16 protein-coding genes are annotated in these 17,778 nt (G+C 65.7%); 7 read left to right on the top strand and 9 right to left on the bottom strand.

Translation table 11 applies throughout. The features are described 5' to 3' along the window. Window positions 1–9: 9 nt before the first annotated feature. On the top strand, window positions 10–798 hold the full coding sequence (locus tag CK489_RS03930; RefSeq protein ID WP_021076374.1) for a 3-hydroxybutyrate dehydrogenase: 789 nt from the start codon (window positions 10–12) through the stop codon (window positions 796–798). An 84-nt stretch (window positions 799–882) separates the two neighbouring features. Here CK489_RS03930 and CK489_RS03925 read toward each other — a convergent pair whose 3' ends face one another. From CK489_RS03925 to CK489_RS03915, 3 genes are all read right to left on the bottom strand, one after another. Further along, window positions 883–1,167 carry a hypothetical protein gene (locus CK489_RS03925; protein WP_095731372.1) on the bottom strand — a complete coding sequence of 95 codons (285 nt, stop codon included), beginning with the start codon at window positions 1,165–1,167 and terminating at the stop codon, window positions 883–885. Between the two features lie 34 nt (window positions 1,168–1,201). Continuing rightward, the gene (locus CK489_RS03920; RefSeq protein ID WP_095731371.1) at window positions 1,202–2,596 is read right to left on the bottom strand and encodes an oligosaccharide flippase family protein; all 1,395 of its coding nucleotides are present in this window, start codon (window positions 2,594–2,596) and stop codon (window positions 1,202–1,204) included. A gap of 280 nt (window positions 2,597–2,876) precedes the next feature. Continuing rightward, window positions 2,877–3,713: a protein-disulfide reductase DsbD domain-containing protein gene (locus tag CK489_RS03915; RefSeq protein WP_050629825.1), complete on the bottom strand. Its 837-nt coding sequence runs from the start codon at window positions 3,711–3,713 to the stop codon at window positions 2,877–2,879. A gap of 136 nt (window positions 3,714–3,849) precedes the next feature. Here CK489_RS03915 and CK489_RS03910 point away from each other — a divergent pair, with 136 nt between their 5' ends. Then, a complete protein-coding gene (locus CK489_RS03910; protein ID WP_095731370.1) occupies window positions 3,850–4,509 on the top strand; it encodes a YqgE/AlgH family protein in 660 nt (219 codons plus the stop codon). 214 nt (window positions 4,510–4,723) lie between these two features. On the opposite strand, the gene CK489_RS03905 is transcribed toward CK489_RS03910, so the two are convergent. After that, on the bottom strand, window positions 4,724–5,611 hold the full coding sequence (locus tag CK489_RS03905; protein ID WP_050629827.1) for a TauD/TfdA dioxygenase family protein: 888 nt from the start codon (window positions 5,609–5,611) through the stop codon (window positions 4,724–4,726). 116 nt (window positions 5,612–5,727) lie between these two features. Continuing rightward, window positions 5,728–6,507 (bottom strand): SDR family NAD(P)-dependent oxidoreductase, encoded by a 780-nt coding sequence (locus tag CK489_RS03900; protein WP_198960826.1) that lies wholly within the window; start codon window positions 6,505–6,507, stop codon window positions 5,728–5,730. A 175-nt stretch (window positions 6,508–6,682) separates the two neighbouring features. Here CK489_RS03900 and CK489_RS03895 point away from each other — a divergent pair, with 175 nt between their 5' ends. Together CK489_RS03895 and CK489_RS03890 are read left to right on the top strand one after the other, a co-directional pair. Next, the gene (locus CK489_RS03895; RefSeq protein ID WP_095731369.1) at window positions 6,683–7,417 is read left to right on the top strand and encodes an SDR family NAD(P)-dependent oxidoreductase; all 735 of its coding nucleotides are present in this window, start codon (window positions 6,683–6,685) and stop codon (window positions 7,415–7,417) included. 61 nt (window positions 7,418–7,478) lie between these two features. Continuing rightward, window positions 7,479–7,856, top strand: a complete 378-nt coding sequence (locus tag CK489_RS03890) for a CsbD family protein (protein ID WP_050629830.1) — start codon at window positions 7,479–7,481, stop codon at window positions 7,854–7,856. Between the two features lie 193 nt (window positions 7,857–8,049). On the opposite strand, the gene CK489_RS03885 is transcribed toward CK489_RS03890, so the two are convergent. The 3 genes from CK489_RS03885 to CK489_RS03875 form a co-directional block, all read right to left on the bottom strand. Then, window positions 8,050–9,774: an SGNH/GDSL hydrolase family protein gene (locus CK489_RS03885; RefSeq protein ID WP_095731368.1), complete on the bottom strand. Its 1,725-nt coding sequence runs from the start codon at window positions 9,772–9,774 to the stop codon at window positions 8,050–8,052. Window positions 9,775–9,955: 181 nt separating this feature from the next. Then, window positions 9,956–11,335 (bottom strand): lytic murein transglycosylase, encoded by a 1,380-nt coding sequence (locus tag CK489_RS03880; protein ID WP_095731367.1) that lies wholly within the window; start codon window positions 11,333–11,335, stop codon window positions 9,956–9,958. A gap of 133 nt (window positions 11,336–11,468) precedes the next feature. Next, the gene (locus CK489_RS03875) at window positions 11,469–11,888 is read right to left on the bottom strand and encodes a MerR family transcriptional regulator (protein WP_095731366.1); all 420 of its coding nucleotides are present in this window, start codon (window positions 11,886–11,888) and stop codon (window positions 11,469–11,471) included. 77 nt (window positions 11,889–11,965) lie between these two features. Here CK489_RS03875 and CK489_RS03870 point away from each other — a divergent pair, with 77 nt between their 5' ends. Both CK489_RS03870 and galU read left to right on the top strand, forming a co-directional pair. Further along, window positions 11,966–13,255 (top strand): NADH:flavin oxidoreductase/NADH oxidase family protein, encoded by a 1,290-nt coding sequence (locus tag CK489_RS03870; protein WP_095731895.1) that lies wholly within the window; start codon window positions 11,966–11,968, stop codon window positions 13,253–13,255. Between the two features lie 150 nt (window positions 13,256–13,405). Next, entirely contained in the window at window positions 13,406–14,281 is an 876-nt protein-coding gene (gene galU, locus CK489_RS03865) for a UTP--glucose-1-phosphate uridylyltransferase GalU (protein ID WP_050629833.1), read from the top strand. 229 nt (window positions 14,282–14,510) lie between these two features. Here the strand turns inward: galU and CK489_RS03860 are convergent, their stop codons facing one another. Beyond that, complete coding sequence (locus tag CK489_RS03860) at window positions 14,511–15,467, bottom strand: hydrogen peroxide-inducible genes activator (protein WP_050629834.1); 957 nt, start codon at window positions 15,465–15,467, stop codon at window positions 14,511–14,513. A 118-nt stretch (window positions 15,468–15,585) separates the two neighbouring features. Here CK489_RS03860 and katG point away from each other — a divergent pair, with 118 nt between their 5' ends. Beyond that, window positions 15,586–17,751, top strand: coding sequence for a catalase/peroxidase HPI (gene katG / locus CK489_RS03855; protein ID WP_095731365.1), 2,166 nt, complete (start codon window positions 15,586–15,588; stop codon window positions 17,749–17,751). Window positions 17,752–17,778 lie beyond the last annotated feature (27 nt).

Below are 17,778 nucleotides of genomic sequence, written 5' to 3'. Positions count from 1 at the left end.
GACCGAATAATGGGTACATTGACAGGCAAGACCGCCGTTGTGACCGGCTCGACCAGCGGCATCGGATTGGCTTACGCTCGCGCCTTCGCGGGCGCCGGCGCCAATATCGTCCTCAATGGCATGGGCGTTCCGGCCGACATCGAGAAGGAACGTTCCGGCATCGAGACCGACTTCAAGGTGAAAGCCGTGCATTCGCCGGCCGACATGACCAAGCCGGCGGAGATCGCCGACATGATCGCGCTCGGCGAGAAGACCTTCGGTTCGGTCGACATCCTGGTCAACAATGCCGGCATCCAGTTCGTGTCGCCGATCGAGGAATTCCCGCCGGAGAAGTGGGAAGCGATCATCGCGATCAATCTGTCGTCGGCGTTCTACGGCATCCGTGCCGCGGTGCCCGGCATGAAGAAGCGCGGCTGGGGCCGCATCATCAACACCGCGTCGGCGCACTCGCTGGTCGCCTCGCCGTTCAAGTCGGCCTATGTCTCGGCCAAGCACGGCATCGCCGGCCTCACCAAGACCGCGGCACTGGAGCTCGCGCAGTTCAAGATCACCTGCAACTGCATCTCGCCGGGCTATGTCTGGACGCCGCTGGTCGAGCACCAGATTCCGGAGACCATGAAGGCGCGCAACATGACCAAGGAGCAGGTCATCAAGGACGTGTTGCTCGCCGCCCAGCCGACCAAGGAGTTCGTGACCTCGGAGCAGGTCGCAGCGCTGGCGCTGTTCCTGTGCGGCGACGACGCCGCGCAGATCACCGGCGCCAACCTCTCGATCGACGGCGGCTGGACCGCGGAGTGATCCTCGCCAGGATTTGGCGGTGAAGGGCCGGCCCTGATTGGATCAGGGCCGGCTTTTCTTATCGGATGATCGGCAGGCTTGCCGTCAGGCGTCCGATCCACTCTCTTTCGCAGGCTTTTGTTTCGCGGCTACCAGCCGCTCCATGCTCTTCAGGATATCAACCTCGTCCGCAGTGGAGCTCGCGTCGGGGGTGACTTCGATGGATGTGATCGCGGCTTCAGTGATCTGCAGCTCAACTTCGGAGGCGACGTGCTGGTGGCCGTGCAATGCGTTTTCGATCGCATTCGCCATCGACAGCAATTCGTCCTGCGCCGCCTTCGGCCAGGATAGGACGCGATCAAACAGGTCTTTCAGCTCAGTGGCGGTCATGCGGCAACTGTATACCGCCGCGTCCGGCCGAAAGCTATGCCGCCGCCTGCCGCTTCCCGAATGCCAGCACGTGCAGACCGAGGCGCGAGCGCACCACGTAGAACAACAGGATGGTCTCGAAGGTCAGCGATAGCGAGGTCGAGGCGGCGGCGCCCATGCCGCCGTAGCGCGGCACCAGCGCGATGCAGAGCCCGACATTCATGAGAAATGACACCGCATAGGCGGTCGCGCAAATGCTCTGGTGGCCGAGCATGTTCAACAGCCGCTCCACCGGCCCGATCGCCGAGCGCACCACGAGGCCGATCGCGGCGACGAACATGATGCTGTAGCCGTCGACGAATTTCGGGCCGAACAGCCAGAGCAGCGGCTTGCCGAACGCGAGCAGCGCGATGGTTGCAAGCAGCGATGGCCAGAACGTCCAGCTGATGGCGTGCGCGACATAGGCCGACAGCCGGTCCTTGTCGCCGAGCGCATGGTACTCGGCGAAGCGGTGCGCCGTCGTCGCCGACATCGCGTAGTGCACGAACGACACCAGCGCCAGCGTCTTCACCACGGCGAAATAGATGCCGACCTCCTCGGAGGAGCGGAATTGCTGCAGCATCAGCACGTCGGTGTAGCCGAGCAGCAAATAGAAGCTCTCGACCAGCATGATCGGCAGCGAGATCTTAAACCAGCCCTTGACGTCGTAGGTCTTCTCGCCCGGACCGTGATGGGCTGCGAGGCGGCGGTTCAGCACGATCATCTGGCCGATCGCTGCGATGTAGACGGCGGCTGCGCTCGCGATCATCGCGGCGGTGGCGCCGAGATTGAGGCCGAGCGCCAGCGCGCCGGCGGTGAGCGCGATGATCAGCCCCTGCCGCACGATGAATTGCGGCATCAGGCCGAGCTGCATCCAGTCATGCGCGCGCGAGATGCCGTCCTGGGTGTTGGCGACCACGAAGGGCGGCAAGGTCAGGCAGCCTATGTAGAGTGGCACGATCGCGTTGGGATCGATCCACGGCGAGGCAAGGTGGATCACGCCGGCGAGCAGCAGCGCCACCGTGCTGGATGCGGCAAGCACCACCCAGCGACCGCCGGAGAGGAAGCCGCGCAATGCGGCGAGGTCGCCGCGCGCGCGATATTCCGGGATGATCTTCTGCGAGGACGGCGCGATGCCGAAATCCATCGTGCTGCCGAGCAGCAGCACCCAGGTCCAGACATAGACATAGATGCCGTAGTCCGAGCCGCTCATCCAGCGCGCCAGCAGGATCTGCGCGAGATAGGCGATCGCGGCGCTGACGACGCGGATGATGAAGATCATGCCCGCGAGACGCTTGGTGACCGACGCCTCCTTGGTGCCGCCGAGCAGGCGCGCGACGAGATCCCGCAGGCGTGCGACCACGCCCGATGGCGCAGAGGATTCGGCAGAGGATCCGGATTGTGTCTCCATCACGGCCAAGGCGGAAAATTCCCAAAACGCCGCAAGGCGGCAATGGCCCCCGATCTATCAACGAAACGTTAAGATTGGGTTGGGTGAGCGCTGTTCCCGCCTTGCGTCATCCCGGCCTAGTGCGCAATTGCGCACGGGAGCCGGGATCCATAACCACGGGGAACAGTTTGTGCGCACAGCTTCATCCCCAGCCTGCCTCAATCAGCCGCCGCGGACTATGGGTCCCGGCTCCTGTGCGCAATTGCGCACGAGGCCAGGACGACGATTGGAGAGGTGGGCGTCAGTTCAAATTGATATTGAATTCGTAGCTCTTGTCGCCGCCGACCAGGGTCAGCTTCAGCGCGGCGCCGTCCGCCTTGGCGCCGGGCGGCAGGCCGTCGAGCTCGAACGAGAAGCGCTTCACGCCCGGCGGCGCGTGCTCGACGAGTTTTGGCACCGGCAGCGCCCAGTCCGGCGTCGGCCCCTCGGCGAACAGGCTGAGGTCCTTGCTCTCCGGCGCGGTGACATCGACCAGCACGTTGTTGCCCTCGCGCTTGACGTCGCGGATCGTGAACGGCGTGGGATCGCCGATATTGGCGGGCTTCGGCACCGCGTTGAGCGCTTCCGACAGCGCCGCGTCCTCGGTCGAGGCGACGCTCGCGAACGCAAGCTCGGCTTTCGCTTCCACCGGCACGCACAGCTTCTCGCACACCGCGTAGCTGATGTCGGCGCGCAGCACCAACGGCTTGTCGGGATTCTTCGCGACGATGCGCAGTGGCAGCACCACCTGGTGCTTGTAGCCGAGCGAGGTGCCGCCGGCACCGTCGTCGAACCGGCGCGGCGCCGGCCACATCACCGTGACCGCGTCGACATTGTCCGATTTGGAGAAATCGAACCGCGGCGGCACGCCGGAATCGCCCGGCGTCCTCCAGTAGGTTTTCCAGCCGTCCTGCAACTGGAAAGCGATGCCGCCGAGCAGCACCGCGCCGCTGCGCGATCCCGCCAGCAGCCGCACCGCGGAATGGGTGTCCTGCTGCCACGGCGAGGCGTCGTCGGCACGAACCTCCGCTGCCACGGATGCGACGGATATCAAGGCGGCAACGCCAAATGCGGCACGCATGGGAACTGTGACGATCATGAGACGTCTTTACCTGCAACTTTGGTTGCAAACCATTGAATTGCTTGTGATGCACCGCCGCACTGCGGCCGATGGTTGATTGACAGAACCGCCACCCAATATCAGGATGCCAAATCAGCAGGAGAGGCCTTTGCGGATGCGCCCTGAAGGCAAAACAGGCAAGACTCGCAAGACCACCGCCGGCAGAAATCCGGCCGTCGGTCCCCATGCCACCGAAGATGGCTATCTCGATGGCCAGATGCTGATCGCGATGCCTGTGATGAACGACCCGCGCTTCGAGCGCTCCGTGATCTACATGTGTGCGCATTCGTCGGAAGGCGCTATGGGCATCATCGTCAATCGCCCGGCCGGCAGCATCGATTTCCCCGGACTGCTGGTGCAGCTCGACATCATCCAGAAGTCGGACCAGATCCAGCTGCCCGAGAACGCCGAGATGATGAAGGTGATGAAGGGCGGCCCGGTCGACACCGGCCGCGGCTTCGTGCTGCATTCCAGCGACTTCTACATTCAGGACGCGACGCTCAACATCGATGACGGCATCTCGCTGACCGCGACCGTCGATATCCTGAAAGCGATCGCCAAGGGCGCCGGTCCCAAGCACGCGATCCTCGCGCTCGGCTATGCCGGCTGGGCGCCGGGCCAGCTCGAGAACGAGATCCAGCACAATGGCTGGCTGCATTGCGACGCCGATCCGGAGCTGATCTTCGGCACCGACGTCGACGAGAAATACGCCCGCGCCTTGCGCAAGATCGGCATCGAGGCCGGCATGCTGTCGAACGACGCCGGGCACGCGTAGGCTACGCTGACGTATCGACGACCTCTCCACATTCCCGCTGTCGTCCCTGCGAAAGCAGGGACCCATAACCACAGGACGTGGGATGAAGCGAGTTGGGGTCACAGCGTCGCGCAACAACCACGCCCTGTGGTTATGGGTCCCGGGCTCGTTGAGCTACGGCGGACAAGTCGCTTGCCCGGGACGATGGCCGTTGGTTGAGCTACGAGTGTCGCTGCTACTCCGCCGCTTCCTGCGCCACCGTCGGCTGGGTGCCGGCGACCGTGGCGCGGCGCATGTCGCGGGGCTGCGACTGGTCGTAGCGGCGCACGCGGTGCACGGTCTGGCGGTTGTCCCACATCACGAGGTCATGCAGCGTCCATTTGTGCACATAGACGAACTCGCTCTGCGTCGCATGCTCGGTGAGGTCGCGCAGCAGCACCCGAGCCTCCGGCACGCTCATGCCCTTGATGGCGCCGGCATGCGACGACAGGTACAGCGACTTGCGGCCGTGCACCGGATGGGTGCGCACCAGGCGCTGCAGCACCGGCTTGAACATCTGCTTCTCTTCCTCGGTGTAGTCGAGGAAGCCGAGCGAACCGCGCGAATACATCAGCGAGTGCTCGCAGATCATGTCCTCGATCTCGGCCTTGGCTTCGTCGTCGAGCGCGTCATAGGCGGCGCGCATGTCGGCGAATTCGGTGTTGCCGCCCTTCGGGTTCACGACGCGTGCCGACAGCAGCGAGAATTTTGCCGGAATCGGCCGGAACGAACTGTCGGAGTGCCACAGGCAGTTGCCGAGATTGAACAGATGGGTGCGATGATCCTTCGGCAGCGGCTTGCCGTCCTTGCCGAGGTTGCCGACATCGTTGAGCCCGGACGAAAGGCGGTAGTCCTCCTTCTTCGTCACCGTGCCGCCGCGCGAGTGCTCGCGCTCGCCGAAATTCAGCGCGAACGCCATCTGCTGTTCGTCCGTGATGTCCTGGCCGTGGAAGACGAGCACGGCGTATTTGTCCATGCCGGCCTCGATGTCGGTCGCTTCCTGCTTCGTCAGCGGCTTGCGCAGATCGACGCCGGAAACCTCGCCGACGAAGTGCTTGTGAAGCTGCCGGATCAGGACCGTCATTGGCGCATCTCCCGTATCGTGCGGGCTGTTGTCCCGCTTCGTCTGATTTGACGGAAAGGCTACTCCCGACGCGCGCGCTGTCAACGCTTCGCGGCCGAGCCGGCAGCGAATGCGGGTCAGGCATTCCGCGCCATCAACCCGCCGTCGACCGGGATCACGGCGCCGGTCAGGAACGATGCCGCGGGCAGGCACAGGCTCAGCGTCATGTGTGCGACCTCTTCCGGATCGCCGTAGCGCGCCAGCGCGGTGCGGCGCTTGGCGTAGATCGTCTTGTGCTCCTCGGAGATGCGGTCGGTGATGGCGGTGCGGATCGGGCCCGGACAGATGCAGTTCACCGTGATGCCTTCGCGTCCCAGTTCCACCGCCAGCGAGCGGGTCAAGCTGGTGACGCCGCCCTTGGCCGCGGAATAGGGGCTGTGCAGGCCCGTCGCACCCAGAGCTTCGGTCGAGGCGATGTTGACGATGCGCGGCGAGCGCGACTTGCGCAGGTACGGCAGTGCGGCGCGGATGATGCGCGGATGCGCCGTCAGCATCACGGCGATGCCCTTGGCCCAGGCGTCCTCGTAACCGGGATCGTCGATCGGCACCCGCACCGAGATGCCGGCATTGTTGATGACGATGTCGAGCCCGCCGAAATGCGCGGCGACGTCGTTGACGACCCGCGTGATGGCGTCGCGATCGCTGACGTCGAGAGTCCAGGCCTTCGCCGAGCCGCCGCTCGCCGAAATCTCTTTCGCCACCGCCTGCGTGCCTTCTTCGGTGAGATCGGTGACCGCGACATTGGCGCCTTCATCGGCGAACACGCGCGCGGTGGCGCGGCCCATGCCGCTGGCGGCGCCCGTGACGAGAACGGTGAGGCCCTTCACCGAACGGCTGAGCTGCTTGTATTCGGACACGACGGACCTCCCGTTGATTTCTTGCGTTGTGAGACCGGCAACGCTGGCACCGATCCGCAGAGACGTCAAACCGGCGTTGCCTGATTGCCGCGCACGCAGCGCGTTAACGCAAGTCCGCCGTTGGCTTTTCGCAAAGGATCATGCTCAATCAAGAAAACAGCAGAGAGGAAATGCGATGAACGAGCTCGATTTCAGCGGCAAGCAGGTACTGGTGGTCGGCGGCTCCAGCGGCATCGGCAACGGCATCGCGCAGGCCTTCCGTGCCAAGGGCGCGCGCGTCGCGGTGTACGGCACCCGCGCGCAGGCGAGCGACTATTCCGCTGAGGAAGGCTCGCATCTCGATGGCCTTGCCTATGCGCAGCTCGATGTCTCTGATCCGCACGCGATCGAGACCCTCGCACCGTCATTCGATCGGCTTGACGTGCTGGTGTTGGCGCAAGGCGCGGTGATTTACCGCCGCGGGGAATTCGAGATGGAGGGCTTCCGCAAGGTGCTCGAAGTCAATCTGATGAGCCTGATGGCCTGCGCCACCAAATTCCACGCGATGCTCACCGTCAGCAAAGGCTCGCTGATCATCGTGAGCTCGACCGCGGCCTATCATTCCACCATGGGCAATCCGGCCTACAACGCCTCGAAGACCGGCGCGGTCGGGCTGACGCGCACGCTGGGCGAGGCGTGGGCGGAGAACGGCATCCGCGTCAACGGCATCGCGCCGGGCCTCGTCGACACCAAGATGACCAAGGCGACGACCGCCAATCCCAAGCGGCTCGAAGGCGCGCTCGGGCGCATTCCGCTGAAGCGCCTCGGCACGCCCGCCGACATGGCCGGCGCCGCTTTGTTCCTGGCCTCGCCGCTCGCTTCCTACATCGTCGGCCAGACCATCGTCGTCGACGGCGGGCTGATCCTTTAGCCGCAGGAACTTGCGCGGGGTTCGGCGGTTGGCTCCCTGACAATTTCAGGGAGCAGTCGTGATGGACAAGGATCGGATTTTCGGGACGGCGAAGGAGTTCGCGGGCAAGGCCGAAGGCGCAATCGGCGATGCGACCGGCGACGCGCAGACGCAGGCTTCGGGGCGCGCGCGCGAAGCCGCCGGCACCGTGCAGGATCTCTACGGCCAGGCCAAGGATGCCGCGCGCGACGCCGCCGACACCGCGGTCAATTATGCCAAGGATGCGTATGAGCATCGCGGCGAGACCATCCGCGGTGGACAAAAGGCCATGGCAAGATCGGTGCAGGACAATCCGCTCGGCGCGCTCTTGATCGCCGGCGGCATCGGCTTTGCGCTCGCGCTGTTGATGACGCGCCAGCCGCGCCGCCCGCCGCCGTCACGCTGGCGCTACTACGGCTGAGATATCTCACCCACCGTCATTGCGAGGAGCCAACGGGTCGCGCGTAGGCGCGCCGGATGACAGGCTCCGCGACGAAGCAATCCATTTCTCCACTGGCGGAGCGATGGATTGCTTCGCGGAGCCTGTCATCGGGCGGCGCTTCGCGCAGACCGGGCGGCTCGCAATGAATCGGATGTAACTTCGCTTCCGCCGCTTACTGCCAGGGATTTCCCGGCCCTGCGGCGCGCTGTCCGACGCTGCGTGGCGGACGCGGTGGCGGGGCCACCAGCGGGCGCTGCTGCGGCGCGCCGAAGCCGAAGAAGTCGCGCAGCCAGGGCTGCGTCTGCGGCTGCTGTTGCGGTTGAGCCTGGGCCGGACGGAACACGCGCCTCTGCGGCTTCGGCGCGGTGATGATCGAACCGTCGGGCGCGATCGCCGTGGTCGAGGGCGGCGGGTTGGCAGGTCCTCCGGCCGCAGGCGCAGCCGGCGTCACCGCGGCAACCGGCACGTCGCCCTTGGCCTGCTCGCGCCCGATCTCACGGCGTGGCCAGGCGAAATCGTCGGCGCGGCCGGCCGGCGGCGCCAAGGCCTCGCCCTTCACCAGCGTGCGCGCGGCGAGCGCATCGACGGCGGCAGGCCGCGAGCCGGGACCGCCGAGCAATTGATCGGTGCCGACCGTGGAGGCGACCAGCGGCAGCACGGGGCCCGCCAATGGCCGCGGCGCCGGCTTGCCGGGCTCGGTGCTGGTCTCCGGTGTTGCCGGTTCGCTCGGCAGCGCGATCGGGCCGGTTCGCACTGCGAGCAGGCGGGTCACCTCGCGTTCGACATAATGCGCGAGCTTGCGCGCGCCGGCCTTGGTGAAGAACACGCCGTCGTCGGAGCGCAGCTTGCGCGGCTGGCCTTCGAAGTCGGGGCCCTTCGGCATGAAGCGGCCGGCCTCGTCGACAAACCCGTCCCAGACGTCGACATAGGTGATGCCGGCCTTGCCGGCGCCGTCGCGATACAGCGCGTCGAGGAACAGCATGTCCGACGTGCCCTTCTGGCCGCGGATCGCAGGCAGACCAACCCACAGCACCGGCACGCCCTTGCTCTTCAGCACGTTGATCAGCTCTTCGATCTTCTTGCCGTAGAGCTCGACCCAGCGGTCGTCGCGGAATTCGTAGAGGCCGTTGGGCGAACGCGCGGTCTTTTCCGGCGCGGCCTGCGAGTCGCTCTCGGCGTCGTCTGCCGGCGGCTCGGTCTCGGCCGGCTTGTTGTCGGCCTTGGCATCAGCCTTGCCGTCGGTCTTGGCGGCGGCATCGGGCTTGTCGCCCGGCTTGGCGTCCGGCTTGCCGCGCGCGTCCTTCTTCTCGTCCTTCTTGTCGACCTTCTTCTCCACCGCCGATTCGCGGATCGCGGTGCGGTCGTTGAGGCCGAGCATCACGACGATGGCGTCGGGGTTCTCGGTGGCGAGAATGCCCTTGGCGGCGGCCGCCCAGTCCGCCGGGTCGCCCTTGGGCTGATAGCGGATCAGGCCGGAGACCGTCTTGTGCTTGCGGATCACGCCCATATCGGGCTGATCGGAATAGGCATCCTCCAGGCCGTAGGCGAGCCAGTCGGCCATGGCGTCGCCGATCACCAGCACGTTGCGCTCGGCTGCAGCTTCGCGCTTGGCCGGCGGCGGCGCCCGCGAGAAATCCTCGCGCGGTCGTTGGGGCTGTGATTGCGGCGCTTGCTGCTGGAACGGTGCAAAGAAATCACCGCCGAACCAGCCGCCACCGCCGTGCTGCGGCGGAGCGCGGCGCTGTGGCTGAGGCTGTCCACCGCCGAAGCCGGGGAAGCCGAAGAACTGCGCCGAGGCGGGCTGCGCGATGCCGATCAACAGCGCGAGCGCCACCGCCAGCGCGACCAGCGGCCCGGCTTCGGTGAATAGGCGCAGGAAGGACTTCGGCTCTCGCATCGGGTTCGGTCGCAAATGATCTGGAAGCAGGCGAGCATATTAGCGGAATCGGGCCGCAAGCGGGCAGCTTTTCCACCATAAATCGGGTGCCTCCGGCCGCCGTCAAGGCGAGCGGCAAATATCGGATTTCACAGTTACTTTTCGGGGGAGAGGGGGCCTATGGGGCAATATGGCCGCCGGCCTACCGCCCCCGCAGCCGCTCCAGCACTTCAGCGGTGGCAAAGCCGTCGGCCGGCGCCCCGATCGAGACCTGGAATCCGCGCAGCGCCTCGCGGGTCTGGCCGCCGAACTGGCCGTCGGGCGTGCCTTTGTAGAAGCCGCGCTGGGCGAGCAGCTGCTGCAGTTCCAGCCGCTCGGCGCGCGACAGCACCCGCTCCTGGCGCGGCCAGGGCTGCACGAAGGGCTGACCGCCGCGCAGCCGATCGGCGAAATGACCGATCGCGAGCGCGTAGGCCTCGGCCGGGTTGTACTTCATGATCACCCGGAAGTTCTGCAGCATCAGGAAGCCCGGACCCTCGGCGCCCGCCGGCGCCAGCAGATAGGCCTTGTCGGAGGGCCGCGGGAACGGCTGGCCGTTCGGTCGCTTGACGCCGAGTTGCTCCCATTGCGAGAGCGGCATCGCCTTGGCTCGGTCGGCCAGCATGTAGTTCAGGCCTTGCGGCAGCACGACCTCGTAGCCCCAGCTCGCGCCGGTCTGCCAGCCGTCCTTCTTCAGATTGTTTGCGGTCGAGGCGATCAGGTCGCTGGGATTATCGACGACGTCGCGGCGGCCGTCGCCATCGCCGTCGACGGCATAGCGCTTGAACGCGGTCGGCATGAACTGGGTCGGGCCAAATGCGCCGGCCCAGGAGCCGCGCATCTGCTCGGGCCTGAGATCGCCGCGGTTGAGGATCTCCAGCGCCGAGAGGAACTCGTCCTTGAAATAGGCCTGGCGGCGACCGATGCAGGCGAGCGTCGCGGTCGACTGCACCACGCTGCGATCGCCCATCTGGGTCGAATAGTTCGACTCGATGCCCCAGATCGCCGCGATGATATAGCGATCGACGCCATAGGCCTTCTCGGTGGCGTCGAACTGCGGCTTGTACTTCGCAAGGACCTCGCGCCCCTTGGCGAGCCGCGCGTCGCTCACCAGGATGTCGAGATAGTCCCAGATCGCCTTGGTGAACTCCGGCTGCGAATCCAGCAGATCCATGATGCGCAGATCGGGCTGCAGACCCGCGGTGAAGCGCTCGAAATTCTGCTGCGTGATGTTGCGCCGCGCAGCATCCGGCCACATCGCCGCGACGCAGTTCGGGAAGTCCGATGCGGCCTGGCGGATCGCGGCGGCGATCATCAGCGGATGGCCAGAGGCGCCGTCCTCGCCGCTCCAGGGTGGGGCAGCACCGTCCTGACCGGTCGCGGCCTGCGGCGGCGTGGCGTTCGGTCCCGAGAAGATGCTGTCGATCAGGTTGGTCAGGCCGTTGCCCGCCGACTGCGCTTGGGTGCTGCCCGGCAGCAGCAGGGCCAGCGCGACAAGGCTCGTGCTGAAAAGCTTGGTCCGCGGTGTTCCGGTCGAGCGCATTATCGTGTGCCTGTCAAAATCGTGCCGCCTCAGAAGGCCCCGTCACGGTTTCCAATATCTTAACAATGGGCGGCATTTTGGGCGTGACGAAATCGCGCGCAGTTGTTTGACCGGGACAAATTGTCTGACGTCATCAACCGGTCTTCGTCTGGTCTCTGAGGCCGGCCAAAATACCTTCGGCATTCTCAAAGCAGTCGCCGCCGGGTGGCGTGGCTTCGATCCGGGCGATCACGGCCTCGAGCCCGGCCTGGGTTTCAGATAATCGGCAGCGCAAGGCCTCGACCTCGGCCACCTTGGTCTTCAGCGCGACCACCAGCCTGTCCTTGCTCCAATCTCCCTTGCCGTGCGGCGGCAACAGGTTCCGGATCTCGTCGAGCGAAAATCCGGCCTGCTGGGCCATCACGATGATCTCGAGGACCTGCCTGGTCCCGCGCGAATACTGCCGATAGCCGTTCAAACCCCGATCGATCGAACCGATCAGGCCCTGCCGCTCATAGAAGCGGATGCGCGACGGCGCGAGGCCGGACTCCCGAGCCAGTTCCCCGATCTTCACTGCTAATCCCCTTGTGGCTTGACCTTAAAGTTAACTTTAAGGTTATGGTCCGCGGCGATCAACGAGGAAATTGGCTGATGTCGCCCTTCGAGTCCCTGTCCCTGCCCAACGGAAGCAGCATTCCGAACCGCATCGCCAAGGCGGCGATGGAGGAGAACATGGCTGACGGCGAGCATTTCCCGTCGGCCGAATTGCTGCGCCTCTACCAAGCCTGGGCCGACGGCGGCGCCGGCCTCATCATCACCGGCAACGTCATGATCGATCGCCGCGCCATGACCGGGCCCGGCGGTGTCGTACTGGAGGACGGCACCGGGCTCGAGCCGTTTCGAAACTGGGCGCGCATCGGTCGGGCCAAGGGCGCGCAAATCTGGATGCAGCTCAATCATCCGGGCCGCCAGATGATGAAGAATCTCGGCCAGCAAACCCTGGCGCCGTCCGCCGTGGCGCTCGACCTCGGCAAGCATTCGAACCTGTTTGCGATGCCAAGGGCGATGACCGAGCAGGACATCCATGAGGTGATCGCCCGCTTCGTCAGCGCCGCGCGCCTTGCCGAGCGCGCCGGCTTCTCCGGCGCGCAAATCCATGCTGCGCACGGCTATCTGCTCAGCCAGTTCCTGTCGCCATTGACCAACCAGCGTACCGACCGCTGGGGTGGCTCGCTCGAGAACCGGGCGCGACTGTTGATCGAGACCGTCAAGGCGGTGCGCGCGGCGGTGTCGCCGGGTTTCTCCGTTGCGGTCAAATTGAACTCGGCCGATTTCCAGCGCGGCGGCTTCGATGCGCTCGATGCGAAGTCCGTCGTCGAGATGTTGAACGGGTTGTCCGTTGATCTCGTGGAGTTGTCGGGCGGCAGTTACGAGGCGCCGGCGATGCAGGGCGATGCGCGCGATGGCCGCACGCTGGCGCGCGAGGCCTATTTCCTCGACTTCGCGCGCGATATCGCCGCGGTCGCCAAAATGCCGGTCATGGTCACCGGCGGCATTCGCCGGATCGGCGTCGTGCAGCAGGTGCTCGACAGCGGCGTCGCCGTCGCCGGCATCGCCACCGCGCTGGCGATCCGGCCGGACCTGCCGAACGCCTGGCGTCGGGGTGAGGATCTGCGGCCAGAAGTCGCGCCGATCAACTGGAAGAGCAAGCCGATGGCCTCGCTGGCCGCGATGGCCGTCGTGAAATTCCAGTTGCGGCGGTTGAGCCGGGGCCGCACGGCCAATCCGAACGTTTCGCCGCTGAAGGCGTTGTTGTTAGCCCAACTCCGCACCGCATCGCTCACCCGCAAATATCGTCGCTGGATCGCGTCATCCGCTGCCGCGACCGCCGAATCCGGCGGCGTGCCGGTCCCGTCGCGCGCGGTCGGGATGCCGCGATAGACGGAACACTCGGGCGGACACCGCTGGGGTGGAAATGCGGAACGCGTGCATCACACATCCGCCTTTGTTCTCGGCTGCAAAAACGGTTACCAAGGTGCGATTAAATCCCGCGCCGCCGTCCCACCCGTTTTCAAGGCCTCCGATAATCCCATGAAGATCCGCAAAGCCGTATTTCCCGTCGCCGGTCTCGGTACCCGCGTGCTGCCCGCCACCAAGGCGATGCCGAAGGAGATGCTGACGATCGTCGACAAGCCGCTGATCCAGTACGTGGTCGACGAGGCGAGGGAAGCCGGCATCGAGCACTTCGTGTTCGTCACCGGCCGCAACAAGGGCGTCATCGAGGATCATTTCGACCGCATGTTCGAGCTCGACACCACGCTCGCGCAGCGCGGCAAGAAGACCGAGCAGGACATCCTGGCGCAGAACCAGCCGGAAGCCGGCGCGATGAGCTTCACCCGGCAGCAGGCGCCGCTCGGGCTCGGCCATGCGGTGTGGTGCGCGCGCGACATCGTCGGCAACGAGCCGTTCGCCGTGGTGCTGCCCGATGAGCTGGTGCTGAACACGCCGGGCTGCCTGAAGCAGATGGTCGAGGCGGCAAACAAGCTCGGCGAGAAGTCGAACGTGATCGCGGTCGAAGCGGTGCCGGACGAGCTCACCCATCAATACGGCATCTGCGGCGTCGGCAAACGCACCGGCAACATCTTCGAGGTCGACGGCATGGTCGAGAAGCCGCCGAAGGGCACCGCGCCGTCGAACCTGTCGATCACCGGCCGCTATATCCTGCAGCCCGAGATCTTCAACATCCTGGCGACGCAGGAGCGCGGCGCCGGCGGCGAGATCCAGCTCACCGACGCGATGATCGGGCTCGCCAAGACGCAGAAATTCTACGGCGTCGAGTTCGAGGGCGAACGCCACGATTGCGGCTCCAAGCCCGGCTTCCTCCGCGCCAACATCGCCTTCGGCCTCAAGCGCCCCGAACTGCGCGACGGCCTGATCGCCGAGATGAAAAAGTATCTGGAGAAGTAGGGGGGCGTAGATCCGGGGCCCTGCCATGGGCGCCGGAACGACAGCTTCGTAGCAACCATCATGATCTGACGGTTGCTAGGGACTGCGCCCACAAATTCGGTGTCGTCCCTGCGAAAGCAGGGACCCATAACCACCGAATCTCATTGTTGCGCGATGCTGGAACGACGAGTCCCGTTCACAACATCCGCCGCGGAGTATGGGCGGCGTCCACTCCAAGACCCAGCCGCGATCACCCGGCCTTGCGTCGCGCCGCGCGCTTCGCCGGCTCCTTCGCGCCGTCCTGCTTCGGCGCGCGCAGCTCGCGGGCCGCGAGCGAAACCACCTCGGCGATCTGCTGCAGCTGCGAGGCCAACGGCGAGGTCTTGCGCCAGACCATGCCGATGGTGCGCGAGGGCTGCGGATGCTTGAAGCGCGAGACCGTGACCGGGGCCGATCGGGTCTCCACCATCACCGCCATCTCGGGAATCAGGGTGACGCCGATGCCCGCGCCGACCATCTGCACCAGCGTCGACAGCGAGCTCGCATCCAGCACCTCGCGCGGCGGCGAGGACTGCATGTTGCAGAACGACAGCGCCTGGTCGCGGAAGCAATGGCCTTCCTCGAGCAGCAACAGCCGCATCTCGCGCAGCATCTCGGCGCTCGGCACCGGCGTCTTGGCATCCTCGCCCGGCCGCACCAGCAGGAAATTCTCCGAGAACAGCGCGACCTCGGTCAGCGACGGCTCCGACACCGGCAGCGCCACGATCGCGGTGTCGAGCCGGCCCTCGGCGACCTCCTTGATCAGCTTCGGCGTCAGCGTCTCGCGGACATGGATGTCGAGCTCGGGATGCAGCCGCGCCAGCGTCTCGATCACCTTCGGCAGCAGATACGGCGCGATGGTCGGGATCATGCCGACGCGCAGCCGTCCGGCGAGCTTGTCGCGCGAGGCGCGCGCGAAGTCGCCGAGCTCGTCGACCGAGCGCAGGATGTCGCGCACGCGATGCAAAAGTTCCTCGCCGAAGCTCGTCAGCGTGACCTGGCGCGCGCTGCGCTCGATCAGGACGCCGCCGACCGCCTGTTCCATCTCGCGGATCTGCATCGACAGCGCCGGCTGCGACACCGCGCAGGCGTCCGCGGCGCGCCCGAAATGCCCGTGCCGCGCCAGCGCATCGAAATACCTCAGTTGCCGGAGTGTGACATTTATCATCAGATTATCTTATTGCCGCGATCATTAAAGTCAATTTCACCTGATGGATTGAGGCGCGTAGAATCCTTCTTGGAAGAGCTCCAGCACATTCCAGAATCCATCACCTCGGAGAAAAAACATGGACGCAAAAACCGACGAAGGCGCGGGGAAATGCCCATTTTCGGCAGCCCCTCGCGGACACACGAATCGTGACTGGTGGCCGGAGACGCTCGACGTTCAGGTGCTGCATCACAACTCCAGCCTGTCCGATCCGATGGGCAAGGGCTTCGACTACGCCAAGGAATTCAAGACCCTCGACCTTAACGCCGTGATCAAGGACCTGACGGCCCTGATGACGACGTCGCAGGAATGGTGGCCGGCGGACTTCGGCCATTACGGCGGCCTGATGATCCGCATGGCCTGGCACTCGGCGGGCACCTACCGCATCAGCGACGGCCGCGGCGGCGCCGGTGCCGGTCAGCAGCGCTTCGCCCCGCTCAACAGCTGGCCCGACAACGCCAACCTCGACAAGGCGCGCCGGCTGCTGTGGCCGATCAAGCAGAAATACGGCCGCAAGATCTCGTGGGCCGACCTGTATGTCCTCGCCGGCAACGTCGCGCTGGAATCGATGGGCTTCAAGACCTTCGGTTTTGCCGGTGGCCGCGCCGACGTGTGGGAGCCGGAAGAGCTGTATTGGGGGCCGGAAGGCACCTGGCTCGGCGACGAGCGCTACAGCGGCGAGCGCCAGCTCTCCGAGCCGCTCGGCGCCGTGCAGATGGGCCTGATCTACGTCAATCCGGAAGGCCCGAACGGCAACCCCGATCCGGTCGCTGCCGCGAAGGACATCCGCGAGACGTTCTTCCGCATGGCGATGAACGACGAGGAGACCGTCGCGCTGATCGCCGGCGGCCACACCTTCGGCAAGACCCACGGCGCGGGTGATCCGTCGCTGATCGGGCCGGAGCCGGAAGGCGGCGCGCTCGAGGATCAGGGCCTCGGCTGGAAGAGCAAGTTCGGCACCGGCGTCGGCGCGGATGCGATCACCGGCGGCCCCGAGGTCACCTGGACCCAGACGCCGACGAAGTGGAGCAATCACTTCTTCGACAACCTGTTCAAGTACGAATGGGAGCTGACCAAGAGCCCGGCGGGTGCGAAGCAGTGGAAGGCGAAGGGCGCGGCTGCCGACATTCCGGACGCGTTCGATCCGTCGAAGAAGCACGTCCCGACGATGCTGACCACGGACCTCTCGCTGCGCTTCGATCCGGCCTATGAGAAGATCTCGCGCCGGTTCTACGAGCATCCGGATCAGTTCGCGGATGCCTTCGCCCGCGCCTGGTTCAAGCTCACGCATCGCGACATGGGCCCGATCCAGCGCTACCTCGGCCCGCTGGTGCCGAAGGAGACGCTGATCTGGCAGGACCCGGTTCCGGCGCTCGATCACGCCGTGATCGACGACAAGGATATCGAGGTGCTCAAGGCGAAGATAACAGCCTCGGGTCTGTCGGTCTCCGAACTGGTGTCGACCGCCTGGGCGTCGGCCTCCACGTTCCGCGGTTCGGACAAGCGCGGCGGCGCCAACGGTGCGCGCATCCGTCTCGCCCCGCAGAAGGACTGGGATGTCAACGAGCCGGCACAGCTCAAGACCGTGCTGTCCAAGCTCGAAGCCATCCAGAAGGAGTTCGGCAAGAAGGTCTCGCTCGCCGATCTGATCGTGCTCGGCGGCGCGGCTGCGATCGAGAAGGCGGCAAAGGACGGCGGCACCATTGTGAAGGTTCCGTTCACGCCTGGCCGTACCGATGCGACGCAGGAGCAGACCGACGCCCACTCCTTCGCTCCGCTCGAGCCGCTGGCTGACGGCTTCCGCAACTACATCAGCGGCAAGCGTCAGTTCATGCTGCCCGAGGAGGCGTTGGTCGATCGCGCGCAGTTGTTGCGGCTGACCGGACCGGAGTTGACGGTTCTGGTCGGCGGCCTGCGTGTGCTCGGCGCCAATGCCAAGAAGTCGAAGCATGGCGTCTTCACCGGCAAGCCGGGGACGCTGACCAACGACTTCTTCCTCAACCTGCTCGACATGGGCACGGTGTGGAGCGATGCCGGCGAGGGCGTCTATGAGGGCCGCGACCGCAAGACCAAGGCGGTGAAGTGGACCGGCACCCGCGCCGACCTGATCTTCGGCTCGCACTCGCAGCTGCGCGCGTTCGCCGAAGTCTACGGCTCGTCGGATGCCAAGGAGCAGTTCGTGAACGACTTCGTCGCGGCCTGGGCCAAGGTGATGAACGCCGATCGCTTCGACCTCGTGAAGTAAGCGGCCGGCAACGGCAGTAGGGACAGG

The sequence above is a fragment of the Bradyrhizobium sp. UFLA03-84 genome (assembly GCF_002289535.1).
Taxonomy (GTDB): Bacteria; Pseudomonadota; Alphaproteobacteria; order Rhizobiales; family Xanthobacteraceae; genus Bradyrhizobium; species Bradyrhizobium viridifuturi.
The sequence above is the reverse complement of the archived record's forward strand: the minus strand, read 5'-3'. Positions and strand labels throughout refer to the sequence as shown.